General features: G+C 47.6%; 7 protein-coding genes. 4 read left to right on the forward strand and 3 right to left on the reverse strand.

Features of this window, described 5'->3' with window-relative positions; genetic code table 11:
* Positions 1–90: 90 nt before the first annotated feature.
* Positions 91–636, forward strand: coding sequence for a hypothetical protein (locus H6H02_RS23380; RefSeq protein WP_190822313.1), 546 nt, complete (start codon positions 91–93; stop codon positions 634–636).
* 294 nt (positions 637–930) lie between these two features.
* On the opposite strand, the gene H6H02_RS23385 is transcribed toward H6H02_RS23380, so the two are convergent.
* The gene (locus tag H6H02_RS23385) at positions 931–6,966 is read right to left on the reverse strand and encodes a filamentous hemagglutinin N-terminal domain-containing protein (RefSeq protein ID WP_190822315.1); all 6,036 of its coding nucleotides are present in this window, start codon (positions 6,964–6,966) and stop codon (positions 931–933) included.
* Positions 6,967–7,499: 533 nt separating this feature from the next.
* Between H6H02_RS23385 and H6H02_RS23390 the strand changes: the two genes are divergently transcribed.
* Positions 7,500–8,399 (forward strand): ROK family protein, encoded by a 900-nt coding sequence (locus tag H6H02_RS23390; RefSeq protein WP_190822345.1) that lies wholly within the window; start codon positions 7,500–7,502, stop codon positions 8,397–8,399.
* Between the two features lie 65 nt (positions 8,400–8,464).
* On the opposite strand, the gene H6H02_RS23395 is transcribed toward H6H02_RS23390, so the two are convergent.
* Together H6H02_RS23395 and H6H02_RS23400 are read right to left on the reverse strand one after the other, a co-directional pair.
* A complete protein-coding gene (locus H6H02_RS23395; RefSeq protein WP_190822317.1) occupies positions 8,465–8,881 on the reverse strand; it encodes a hypothetical protein in 417 nt (138 codons plus the stop codon).
* 118 nt (positions 8,882–8,999) lie between these two features.
* Positions 9,000–10,676, reverse strand: a complete 1,677-nt coding sequence (locus H6H02_RS23400) for a CTP synthase (protein ID WP_190822319.1) — start codon at positions 10,674–10,676, stop codon at positions 9,000–9,002.
* Positions 10,677–11,214: 538 nt separating this feature from the next.
* On the opposite strand from H6H02_RS23400, the gene H6H02_RS23405 reads away from it, so the two are divergent.
* The gene (locus tag H6H02_RS23405; protein ID WP_190822321.1) at positions 11,215–11,766 is read left to right on the forward strand and encodes a pyridoxamine 5'-phosphate oxidase family protein; all 552 of its coding nucleotides are present in this window, start codon (positions 11,215–11,217) and stop codon (positions 11,764–11,766) included.
* A gap of 55 nt (positions 11,767–11,821) precedes the next feature.
* Positions 11,822–13,597, forward strand: coding sequence for an N-acetylmuramoyl-L-alanine amidase (locus H6H02_RS23410; RefSeq protein WP_190822323.1), 1,776 nt, complete (start codon positions 11,822–11,824; stop codon positions 13,595–13,597).
* The last annotated feature ends 54 nt before the right edge of the window (positions 13,598–13,651 follow it).

Genomic DNA, 13,651 nt, shown 5'->3' on the forward strand with positions numbered 1-13,651 from the left:
AAATATTTTATCGGTAATGGGTAATCGAAATTTTTTTATACAATGACCCATTACCAATGCTCCATTACCAATTAGCACTTCTGCGGAGATATGAAAGACAATATTTCTTTAATTGCTGCCGCTACAGGTGGTTTTATGTTATCTATTGCGATCGCTGGGATACTTAGGGCAGCACCTGTCACAGGCTTGAAGGTGGAAGCCAGTCCCAACACTGCCCAAGTATCGGATTTGCAGCTTAAACCTGTTCATCCCGATGAAACTGTTAGTTATACCCTGAATGAAAGGTTTTCTGTGGAAAATTCCATGCGCGTTCTTCCACAAATTAAGGGGGCGTTGAATAGTTTTCACACTTTGACGGAAAAAAGTAAATCTGCTTTAGGAGAAAAAGCTCTCTCTGAGGTAGGGAATACTGATTGGGAAGTTCAAAATTTGGGCTTTACTAACTGGGTTGCTTCCGTTGAAGGGACAGTTAAAAGGCAAGATTATCAGATGAAGAAGCTGGAATTTGAATTAGCGAAAAAGCAGTATGAAGACAAAGAAATTATTAAAGCAGTATTAGATCAAAAAGCAATAAGTTATCAGCAAGGTAAGCAAGAATTTCAAAAATTCTGGAATTCTTTTAAAATTTCCGACTGATATTAAGGGTCGTGGATTAAATAACTTACAAAACTCATCTTCTGTAGGGGCATTGCATTGCAATGTCCCTAATCAAGGAATTGGAACTTCATAAATCCACGTTCCTTAGTTTGGTTTAGTCACTAGGTTAAATTGTAGAAAAACGAACGACAGAGGCACAGAGGTGTAGAGACGCGATTAATCGCGTCTCTACAAAAAAAGCATTTGGGAGAATCATCAGCCATGATAGGGGAATTGGTAATTGGGAAAAAGCTGCTTATTACCAATTCCCCTTAACTCTCACTACTTACGTTGTTAGGGTTTTTGGGGTGCTGTTTCCACGACAGAACGATTTGAAACTGACTGACAAGGTGACAAATTTTTGCTTTTTGGCATCTGTCCTTCTAAGCTTTGATCTACACACAATACGGGAGTAGTATCCTGATTCTCTACCGATATGGGAGGAGAAGTTTCGCCTTGCAGGTCAGTAGCAATGCCTGCCGTGAATGGGGGATCAATGTTTTTGATACCGCCTGTACCTGTCGCCGTACCCGCCTGTAGATCCACGACAAATGGAGTCGTGTAGGCAGTGTAGTCGAGGTCATCAAACCCAGCACCGCCATCAACGATGCCAGTAATATTGACGGCATCGCTGAATTTAAAGGTATCGTTGGCAGTTCCACCTGTCAGGTTTTGGAAGTTGGAGAAGGTGACACCATTCACATCGCCGCTATCGTTACTGGTAAGGTTCCAAGTGTTTTTGGTGTTAGGGCCAATAAAAGTATTATCGCCAGAAGTACCGCCAACCACTTTTTCAATCTTGCTGACAGTCGCGACGCCAGTGGCCTTGCTTGCACCCATATCCACGGTGACTTCACCTGTGTAGGTAGAGTAATCAAGGGTGTCGTTGCCAGCGTTACCATCAACAATGCCAGCGATCGCTACCCCCTCTTTTAGTTCAAAGGTGTCCGTGTCGGTGCCACCTGTCACGTTTTGGACGTTGATGAAGGGGACACCGTTGACATCGCCGCTATTAGCGCCATTGAGTTTCCATTTATTGACGGTGTTGGCAGCGACGACAGTATTGTTTCCCGCACTTCCGTCAATTTTGGAAACGCTGCCACCGTTGACGGTGAAGGTGTCGGTATCCGTACCCCCTGTAACAGTTTCAAAACTTGTGAAGATTAAACCGTTAACATCTCCGGTATTGACTCCGGCGATGTTCCATTTGTTAGCAGTGTTGCTACCGATCACGTTGTCCTCGGCAGTCGTCCCGCCAATACTATTTTCGACGTTGGCAAGTGTTGCCACATTCAGAGTAACAGGCGTGTTGTAGGCGGAGTAATTTACGGTGTCGAAGCCTTGCTTGCCATCAATGATGCCACTAATGTTTTTGCCATCGCTGAAGACAAAGTTATCGGTATCTCCTCCGCCTGTGAGGTTTTGGAAGCCACTGAAGGCGACGCCGCCATTGACATCGCCGCTGTTATTGTCCGTGATGTTCCAGGTGTTAGCCGTGTTTGCGCCAATCAAGGTGCTATTGCCAGTTCCGCCAACCAAATTTTCGATGCTAATGAGGATGCCGCCAACGCCGATGGCGGTAATTTGGTTGTTCGTTCCTAGGGTTACAGTGACAGGATTCGTGTAGTCGGAGTAGTCAAGGGTGTCGGTGGTGTTAACGCCGTCGATGTTGCCGCTGATGTAACCGTTGTTGGTGAATTTGAAGCTGTCGTCAATGCTGCCACCCGTGAGGTTTTGGATGTTGGTGAAGGAGTTGGCACCATTGACGTTACCTGAGTTATTGCCGGTGATGTTCCAGGTGTTGTTGGTGTTAGCACCGACTAGGATGTTGTTGCCCGTATTGCCGTCGATTTTGGCAACAACGCCATTTGCACCAAGGGTGAAAATGTCGGTTTCGATGCCGCCGGTAAGATTTTCAAAACCGGAGAAGTTAAAGCCGTTAACATCTCCCGCATTGAGTCCGGTGATGTTCCAGGTGTTGAGTGCGATCGCGCCAATCAAGGTGTTATTGCTACTTCCGCCAACTAAATTTTCAATGCTGGTGAGGGTGCCGCCAACGCCGGTGGCGGTGATTTGATTGTTCGTTCCTAGGGTTACAGTGACAGGATTCGTGTAGTCGGAGTAGTCAAGGGTGTCGGTGGTGTTAACGCCGTCGATGTTGCCGCTGATGTAACCGTTGTTGGTGAATTTGAAGCTGTCGTCAATGCTTCCACCGGCGAGGTTTTGGATGTTAGTGAAGGAGTTGGCATCATTGACATTGCCTGAATTGTTGCCAGTGATGTTCCAGGTGTTGTTGGTGTTAGCACCGACTAGGATATTGTTGCCAGCATTGCCGTCGATTTTGGCAACAGCGCCATTTGCACCGAGGGTGAAAATGTCGGTTTCGGTGCCGCCGGTAAGATTTTCAAAACTGGAGAAGTTAAAGCCGTTAACATCTCCCGCATTGAGTCCGGTGATATTCCAGTTATTGACGGTGTTAGTCGCAATCAACGTGTCGTTGGCAGCACCACCAATGCTATTTTCGATGTTTAGGAAATTCGCCAGATTCAGGGTAAGCGGACTGGTGTAGGCAGAGTAATCTAGCGTGTCGAAGCCAACGTTACCATTAATAATCCCACTGATACTCTTGCCCTCGCTGAATTTGAAGGTATCGGTGTCGGTGCCGCCTGTGAGGTTTTGGATGTTGCTGAAGGCGATCGCATCATTATTAACATTACCGCTGTTATTCTCCGTAATGTTAATCGTGTTAACTTTATTGGCACCGATGAGATTATTTGTGCCCAAATTGCCGTCAATTGTAACGTCGCTACCAAGGGTGCCAAGAATGAAGTTGTCGGTATCGCCTGCGCCGATAAGCTTTTGAAAAGCACTGAAAGTGATGCCGTTGACATCCCCGGAACTAGCACCAGTGATGTTCCAGTTATTGACAATGTTCGCGCCATTTAAGGTGTTATTGCCAGAAGTCCCACCAATTAGGTTTTCGATGTTAAAGACGGTGCCGCCAATCCCGGTGGCGGTAGCTTGGCTATTGGTTCCCAGCGTTACCGTGACGGGATTCGTGTAGGCAGAATAGTCGAGGGTGTCGAAGGGTGTACTTCCATCAATATTGCCGCTGATGAAACCCCCGTTATTTACCTTAAAGGTGTCAATATCAGCGCCACCAACGAGGTTTTCAATACTGGCGAAGGTTAAGCCATTCGGGTAGCCGATTATACTACCAGCGTCCTTACCAGTAATGTTCCAGGTGTTGTTTTTGTTGGCACCAACGAGGGTGGAACCGCCAGCAAGATTTACAGGATCGTTGAAGGTGGCGGTGTTATCGAGGGTGAGGGTGCCGGTGCCGTTCACCAGTCCAATCTCGATTTTGTTAAAACCATCTTGCAAGGCAGCGATGTCAGTATTATCCAGATTCAAACTGGTATCGTTGGCAATTCCGCCGATGGTAATGTTCAGACCAGGAGTAATCGGTTGCAAAGCGATCGCGCCGTTGCTACTGACGGAATTCACGCCTCCTAACAGGTTAATTTCGTCGCTGATTAGGGTGAGACTGCCAGTAGAAGAGAGGGTGCTATTGAGGGTGATGTTAGTTTTAGCAACTAAAGTAATTGAAGCATCACCCGTACCTGCGATCGCTCCAGTTGGGGTTGAGGTAATGGTACCTGTATCAACTGGCGTCTGAATTTTGACCGGATCGTTAAAGGTGTGGGGGTTCAGGGTAATCGCGCCGCTACTGTTGTCCCGTCCGATGATGATTTGGGAAAACCCATTTTGCACCGTCTTGAGTTCGGCGGTGTCCAGATTTAAGTTAGCGTCGATAGTAGCGCCGCCGACGCTAATACCCAAACCGGGGTTCAGCGGTTGCAACTGAAGAACGCCCTTCCCCTCAATTTGTGTAGTTGGCAACAGGCTAATTTCATCAGCGGTGAGGGTTACTTTTCCAGTGCTTGTCCCTGCTGGGTTAATTGAAGAGTTCTTGTCTAAGAGGATTCCTTCTGCACCATTGGCACCAATTCCCGTCAGCGTAATATTGCCTTTCCCAGTCGATTGCACCACTCCGTTATTGAAAAGAATAACTCCGATGTGGTTGATTCCAGCGCCGTTACCAGTGCCTGCCAGGTTAATATCTCCATCCACCGACCGGATATTGGCGTTGGCGACTTTTATCCCATTATTATCCTTACTCCCAACACCGCTAGTGCCGATTAAGGTAATACTCCCCGTCCCCGTTGCTTCCACCAAACCAAAGTCGATTACAGCGATACCGTCGTTGGATGTTTGAGTTCCAGTAGTAGAACCTGTGCCTATCAGGGTAATATTTCCCGTCCCTGTCGAACGCACCACGCTGTTGTCGAAAATGTAAATGCCTTGGTTACTTTCTCCACTTCCTTGACCTGTGCCGGTTAAGTTGATATTTCCATTAACCGAACTGATTCTGGATGCTTCGTCAAGCCATATCCCTCGGTTATCATTTGTCCCAGCACCGCCAGTGCCATTGAGGGTAATCGTCCCCGCGCCGGTCGATTCCACAATGCTGCCTTGGTCTAGAAAGATGCCGATGTTGTCGCTACCAACCGATCTTGCCCTACCAGCCATCAAAATATTGCCAGAACCGGAATTAATCGTTGCGCCAAATATCCGCACCTCACCGATGGCGCTGCCTCCGAACGTCCCAGGCGCAATCGTCACATTTCCACCGTTGGTCAAAATTTTAGAGCCGGTATTCATCACAAACTGGGCGAATCCAGCATCTCGTTGAGCCGCGATGGCGTTCTCGTCGTTAATCTTGGCGCTAAAATTGCCGCCATTCAGGCTAATAGTGCGATTAGCATTGAGGGTAATGGAACGCCCTGCCTGCAAACTCAGTCCGTTTCCTGCCGTTGTCGCCGTAATATTATCGTCAATGGTGATGTCATTATTTGCCTGCAAGCTGACGCTGGCTAAATTAAGCGCTGCCGACAAACTGGCTCCACTAATCGTTGAAGTGGCTGTAGGATTGTCAAAGGTTTGTCCGGCGACTGGATCGGGGCCACCCCCTTTAATCACAATATTCTTGGGATCGAGTAGTAGGGTTCCCATCTGACCGGAGGTTGCTGTAGTATCCACAATTCCAGCAAATTCTAGGTTTTCCTTGCCCGACACCTCTACAAAGCCGCCGTCGCCAGCATTGACTCCACCACGGGCGCTGATATTGCCAAAAAACCGCGTTCCATTATCTGCCCAAATGATGACACGACCACCATCACCACTTTGCAACGCTGAAGCATTAATCGTCGAGTCACTACTAACAAAGGTGGCAGAGGCATTCGGCACCGTACCCTTACCTTGATAATCACCGCCAACCAGTACGGTGCCGCCGCCATTTGTTCCAGAGGCGTTGATATTGGCACCGATAACACCCACGTGATCGCCCAAAATATTAACGCTACCGCCCGTTTGTCCTGACACATCTAGGGAACCAGAAGCGATCACTAATGGTTTACTATTCTCAACTCCCCCAGCGACTGGTACGCTTATCCCAGAATCCGTCACTACCAATTGGTCGTTATTAATCGTTACCCCGTCCGCCTCCGTTCCCCCCTCTCCAGTCAGCAATTGAGCCAGGGTAGCGGGAGTTATCTGCGTCTCTCCTGCCTTTTCCAAGTCAGCAGAATCAATCTCCAAACTTAACAAATGTCCTGGCTGCGAAATTTTGACTTGGCTCGACCCTGGCACTGCTACAATTGATATCTTTCCTTGCTGTGCCGTTAGCGTCCCTGTATTAATAACATTGCCGCCAACAAAAGTAAGATCTTGCCCTGAAGATACTGCCAAATTACCAGCATTAATAATGCTTCCAGGAACGCTGACATTAAAAGCAAAATTCCCAGGCGTTCCTGTTAAAGCAGTATAATTATTTATTCCATCTGCCTTGAACCAATTGTTATTACCAAACCCAATACTTGTAGCAGTAGTGGCAGTAAAAGAGGCGGGAACATTTAACTGTGCATTAGCACCGAAAATAATTCCGGCTGGATTCATTAAAAAAAGATTTGAATTCCCTCCAGTAACCTGAATTAGCCCATTAATAATCGATGCATCGCCACCTGTGACTCGTCCTAAAATATTCTGAATACTAGAATTTGACAGGAAATTTGCGATTTCATCGGTTTTTAATCCAAACTCAGTGAAACTGTGAAATAGATTCTTGTTATCCCCCGAAATTTTACCCCCCGTAATGTCAAGCTGTGAGCCATTAGGTGTAACAATTGTGCCCGTTCCATCCGCTGCTGGAGCAATCGATTGAGCTTGCGCCTGATTTGCCCAAATGCCCCAAATTAACAGCCAAATCAAGGATTTTATTGTTCTTTTTCCTCGAATGCAATGTGAAGAGAAGCCGAGGCAAATTTTGGCTGATAGCATAACACCCTCTCGATTAAATTAGGGGTAATTTTAGGAACTTTCAACGCGATATTCAACCTCTATAAGGATGAAAAAAACATCTAGTTCAAAACTTTATTTTAAATCGCAAAAATTTCATCTAAACTTTACAAACTTTCCGTATAAACCCAGTAAACCGAAACTAAAGTGTGCTTTGAGATACAATTTTCTATGCATAAAAATTAAATTTTTCAGTATTTATACTGAAAAATTTAATAATTCTGGTGGTACGGACTAGAAAAGAGAAAGAGGTCGTGGGCTGCCAGAATGTCATCCCAATCTGTGGAACAGTTGCGTTATTTCTGGCGACCAAAGGGCTTTCCACCTAAAATCCTTTCAAAATCTAAAATCTAAACTGCTGCTAGCCCTGCTAAAGCTTGGGAAAAGTGGCGAATGGGATGAATATAGATAAGTGGTATTAGTTCTTGGAAATTAGAAGAGCGGTTGTGGTGAATCGGGAAGTCATTGGCATTGATTTGGGAGGAACGGCGATTAAGCTGGGGAGGTTCCGCGAGGATGGGACTTGCTTGGAGTCGTTGAGTGTGGCGACACCGCAACCGGCAACACCGACAGCGGTTTTGGATGCGATGATAGAAGCGATCGCTCGTGTCGATCCACAAAGACACGCGATCGCGCTTGGTATCGGTACCCCTGGCCCCGCCGATGCATCCGGTAGAATTGCTAGAGTAGCGATTAACCTGGCAGGCTGGCATGATGTGCCCCTCGCAGACTGGTTAGAAGCCAAAACAGGTTTACCCACAGTTCTCGCTAATGATGCTAACTGTGCTGGGATGGGAGAAGCTTGGTTAGGGGCTGGACGCCATTACCGGAATTTGATTCTGCTAACACTCGGTACAGGTGTGGGGGGCGCGGTTATCCTAGATGGGAAGCTGTTTGTGGGTCATCAAGGTACCGCCGCTGAGCTAGGATTAATTACTTTAAATCCAGATGGTCCACCCTGTAATAGTGGGAATCAAGGCTCTTTAGAGCAATATGCCTCAGTACCAGCCATTCGCCGCCGGACTGGCTTAGAACCAGAGGAACTAGGAAAGTTGGCAAGCGCAGGCGATCGCCAAGCCTTAGAATTTTGGCAAAGCTACGGACGGGATCTCGGTGTTGGATTATCGAGTCTCATCTATGTTTTAACGCCGGAAGCGATTGTCATTGGCGGCGGTGTTAGTGCAAGCGCAGAATTTTTCTTTCCCGCTGCACTTGCAGAGATTGAGCAGCGGGTGCTGAAGAGTTCCCGTGACGGTTTGCACCTGTTAAAAGCTGAGTTAGGCAACCAAGCTGGAATAGTTGGGGCGGCAAAATTGGCTTGGCAAATCTTGAGGACTGAGGGTTGAAGATTGGGGGCTGAGCATTGGGGATTGAGGAGTGTCGGCCTCAGCACTTGTGTTCTCAGCACTGGTTAAAGTGAGTGCCCGGTTTTCTGTTTGATATATTCCAAAATTTTTTGATAGGAATCCGGGTCATTCTGCTTATTGATGATGATGGGAATGGCACTATTCGGCAACCAAAACGTGAGTCTACCGTTAGAAGAATAGGAAAAGCTACTGATGCGATTAAGATCGACTACATATTCATTCCGCTCATAATTAACTTTTATCCAAGAGGCTGCCAGTGAGTGGAAGCTAACTTGTTGGATATAGTCCATCACTTGTTGATAGCCATCCGCGTTACTTTGACGGTTGATAATAATGGGGATGGCACTATCAGGCAACCAAAAAGTCACCTTACCGTTCGGGGTGCAAGCAAAGGCACTGATGCGGTCAAGATCGATTACATATTCATTTCGCTCATAACTAACTTTGATCCAATACGCCACATTAGCTCCTCACAAAAAGGTGAGTTCTGGCATTGACAAAGATCCCCCGCGCAAATGCTTGGTGGAACGCAGGACTTGAAGCGATCGCCTTCCGTCCTGCGGTAACTGCCAGCAATGGTTAAGATACCTCAGCTGCTTGGAGGTTCGTCGCATCTTCCTGGGTAGACTGTGAGGAGTCCGAATGGGCGAGTCCGGGATCAAGCTGCGCTAATGCCGCTTGAATCAATCCCCGGAACATCGGGTGGGGATTACTGGGGCGAGAGCTAAATTCCGGGTGGAATTGGGTGGCAATAAAGAAGGGATGGTTGGGTAGTTCAATAATTTCTACTAACCGCCCATCCGGTGAGGTGCCGCTGATCGCATACCCGGTTTCTAAAAACTGGTTGCGATAAGCATTATTAAACTCATACCGATGCCGATGCCGTTCGTAAACCACTTCTTCTTGATATAGCCGGAAGGCTAAAGTATTGGGCGCTAAACGACAAGCATATAGCCCTAGGCGCATCGTACCGCCCAAATCCACCACATCTTGCTGTTCCGGCAACAGGTTGATCACCGGATTCGCTCCATTTGGGGCAAATTCAGCACTATTGGCATCTTCCAATCCAGCGACGTGCCGTGCCCATTCAATCACCGAACATTGCATTCCCAGGCACAAGCCGAGGAAGGGGATCTGATTGTTACGGGCGTATTCAATCGCTGCAATTTTGCCATCGACACCGCGAACCCCGAAACCTCCCGGTACGACAATGCCGTCAACACCAGCTAGGTAAGTTTCGGCACTGCCCGATTCAATGCTTTCTGAGCTAACCCAACGGAGGTTAAGGTCACAATTCATTGCGATCGCTGCATGGCGCAAAGCTTCCACCACTGAGAGATAGGCATCTGTTAACCTTACATATTTACCAACGATGGCAATCTCTATCCGGTGACTTGGATGATATAGGCGATCTACCAAGATTTTCCACTGGCTCAAGTTGGGTTGGCGTTGCTCTAATTGCAGCAAGTCTAGAGTTTGCTGCGCGAGTCCTTCCCGTTCTAGAATCAACGGCACTTCGTAGATACTTTTAGCATCTTGGGCTGTAATCACGCACTCAACAGCAACATCGCAGAACTCGGAGATTTTTTCCTTGAGTCCTGGGTGCAGAGGGCGATCGCATCTACAAACTAAAATATCCGGTTGAATCCCGATCGACCGCAATTCCTTGACCGAATGCTGCGTCGGCTTGGTTTTCATCTCCCCTGCTGAGGGAATCCACGGCATCAGGGTTACGTGCATATACAGCACGTTATGACGCCCCACATCTTTACGGAACTGACGAATTGCTTCCAAAAATGGCAGGGATTCAATATCGCCCACCGTGCCACCAATTTCCGTTATCACCACATCCGGGTTGGTATTTTTGGCAACTCGCTGGATGCGATCTTTGATTTCATTCGTAATATGGGGAATTACCTGCACGGTGCCCCCCATATAATCGCCACGACGTTCTTTATTGAGTACCGCTTGGTAAATCGAGCCAGTTGTGACGCTATTGAGCCGAGACATGGACGTATCGGTGAAGCGTTCGTAGTGCCCCAAGTCCAAATCCGTCTCGGCACCATCTGCCGTTACGAACACTTCTCCGTGTTGAAAAGGACTCATCGTCCCCGGATCGACGTTAATATACGGATCTAATTTCAGGATAGAAACTGAATAGCCACGCGACTTCAGCAAGCGTCCTAAACTTGCTGCTACAATTCCCTTGCCGATACTGGAAACCACGCCGCCGGTGACAAAGACAAACTTAGTCATAAAATGCTTAAAAGAAGAGCCATGTCGGCAACCCACCCCGTTAATTGTGCCACAGTCTTAACGAGTTGTTCGTTGCTTGTTGTTTGCAGTCCACGATCGGTGGTCGTTAGTTTGTAAAACCTTAGCAGAGTGGCTTTGTTGGCTGCCTTATTACCTATCCTATAGGAACGATAGCAGGGCGAACAGTCGCTAAGCGATCGCTTATAGACCTTCAAACCCCTCAAAGGACTGACGAATACGGACAATTGCCATGCTTGGGCGATCGCGCTTTCGATACGGTTTAACCCCCGATGACACTATTTTTGGCTTTGAGTGAGTGTCTACCAACTTCGCTGTTAGGATTCTGGTATTCGCACTTTGCCTTTTACCGGAAGTTAGGTGAAATCGATAGCTTCTTTCCTTTCAATGCCATTAATTCCGCTCGTTTTCCTGCCAATTAGATTCTAAACTATTGATACCTAGTAATGCTTCGACCTCTGTAAATTTTTCGATAATTAAATTACTATTAGCTGAATAATCATTGGGCTAAAAACTAAAAATGGCTAAAGTTTACGATGAATTAAATCAGAATCTCCGAGACTTTATTCAGGAGCAGAAAATCTTCTTTACCGCGACTGCACCGAAGGAAGGTCGGATTAATTTGTCGCCTAAAGGAGTAGATACCTTCCGCTGTATTGATAATAATACAGTGGCTTACCTTGATTTAACTGGGAGTGGCAACGAAACCTCTGCTCATTTACATGAACCTGGAAATGGGCGGATGACGATCATGTTTTGTAGCTTTTCTGAAAAACCTTTGATTCTTCGTTTGTACGGTCAGGGAAAAGTAATTTTTCCAAGACATGAAGCCTGGGACAAATTTTACTCCTTATTCACGCCAATCTTAGGAGAACGTCAAATCGTGGTACTTGAGATAAAATCAGTACAAACTTCATGCGGGTATGGCGTGCCCATTTATGAACTGAAAGAAGAAAGAAAAACTATCAGAGACTGGGGTGAGAAAAAAGGAAAACAGGGGATTTTTGACTATTGGTGCGAAAAGAATCAAAAGAGTATCGATGGACTACCCACAAAACTTTTACAAGATTAAAGAAACTTTTTTACTGAATTTATCCTCTAATTGATGTAAGGAACTGGGATTTAAAATGAGAAATATCCTGGGATTGGCTGTATTAGGGGTGGTTATGGCAGCACCAGCATCTGCAAAACAATCTCTCTACGTTTCCTATCCTCCTGCTAGCCATAAAACCACCTCTGACAAAATTTTCTTAATTGGAACGGCTCCACCGCCAGGAAAAGTGTTAGTGAATGGGAAGGCGATCGCGCGGAGCAAACAGGGGCATTTTGCTCCTAGTTTTCCGTTAAAGCCGGGAGATAACCTCTTTACGGTGAGCTATCAAGGTCAAGCCGTCAAACTGAAAGTTACGCGGATTTCCACCCAACCTGAGCCACCGAAGGGGTTGGCATTTGCCAAAGATTCCTTGACTCCATCGCAGGATCTCGCCAGATTGCCGGGTGAGTTGCTGTGTTTCGGCGCAGTTGCTCCTGCTGACGCTAATATTTCTGTAGATTTGGCGAATCAAACGATTCCTCTAACTAACCAGCAGCAAGTTGTACAGCTCCCGGCGAATTCTGCCGCCTTGACCGCACAAAATCAGCCCTATGCGGTCGCTGGGGCAGGACACTACCTCGGTTGTGCAGCGGCGGGAGCGGCGGCGGATTTGGGCCGTCCCCAGTTCAAAGTAGAAAAAAATGGGCAGATTGTGAGTCAGGAGGGACCCGCGAAGATTCAGATTCTCTCTCCCGCCCAGCTAGAGGTGGCTGAGGTGATTGTTGATGCCGGGGTCGCCAGAACCGGACCCAGCACGGATTATTCTCGTCTGACGCCGTTGCCAAAAACTACGCGAGCTACAATTACAGGTCGGGATGGGGAATGGGTGCGCTTAGACTATGGCGGCTGGATTAACAGTAAAGAAGTTCAAATTGTCAAGGGTTCGGTGCCACCGCGATCGCTGATTCGCAGTATTCGCGCTCGTAAGATTCCCGGTGCCACAGAAGTCATTTTTCCCTTACAAGTGCCGGTACCGCTTGTTGTGCAGCAGGGCGATCGCACGCTGACATTAACGCTGTATAACACAACGGCGCAAACGGACATCATTCGCCTCGATCCCGATCCCGTCATTTCCCGCCTGGATTGGCAACAGGTCGCCCCTGAAACCGTTCAATATACGTTTAATCTCAAATCTGCTCAGCAATGGGGCTATACGGTGAGATACGAAGGCACGAGCCTGATTTTATCTCTGCGCCATCCCCCTCGTCTCACGTCTGGCTCCTCCGTTCTCCGCTCTCAGTCCTCCAACAAGCCTTTATCTGGGATCAAAATTGTTCTCGATCCTGGACATGGTGGTGAAGACGGCGGCGCAGGGGGACCCACTGGCTATCCCGAAAAAGAGGTGACGCTAATCATGTCGAAGCTGATCGCCAATCAGCTGATTGCACGGGGTGCCACGGTGTACCTGACGCGGGAGGTCGATAAGGCGGTATCCCTGCCAGAACGGGTGGCAATTATTGACGCAGTGAAACCGGCTATTTCACTATCAATTCACTACAATGCCCTCCCCGATGGAGGAGACGCCCAGAATACGCAGGGTTTTGGGACTTTTTGGTATCATCCCCAAGCCCACAGCTTAGCGATGTTTTTACATAACTACATCGTGACTCAGGCGGGGCGTCCTTCCTACGGCGTTTTTTGGGATAACTTAGCCCTCGCGCGTCCTGCCTCTGCACCCTCTGTATTGCTGGAATTAGGCTTTATGAGCAATCCAGAGGAATTTGAATGGGTGGTGAATCCGCAAGCACAGCAGAAAATGGCGGTAGCGATCGCAGAAGGCGTCACCCAATGGTTCAAAGTCGCTCGGTAAATACTCCTGTCGGCAGTAGGCTGGGCATGGGCATTCCCTTTGCAATGATTTGGG

The organism is Coleofasciculus sp. FACHB-1120 (assembly GCF_014698845.1).
In the GTDB taxonomy this organism is placed as follows: domain Bacteria; phylum Cyanobacteriota; class Cyanobacteriia; order Cyanobacteriales; family FACHB-T130; genus FACHB-T130.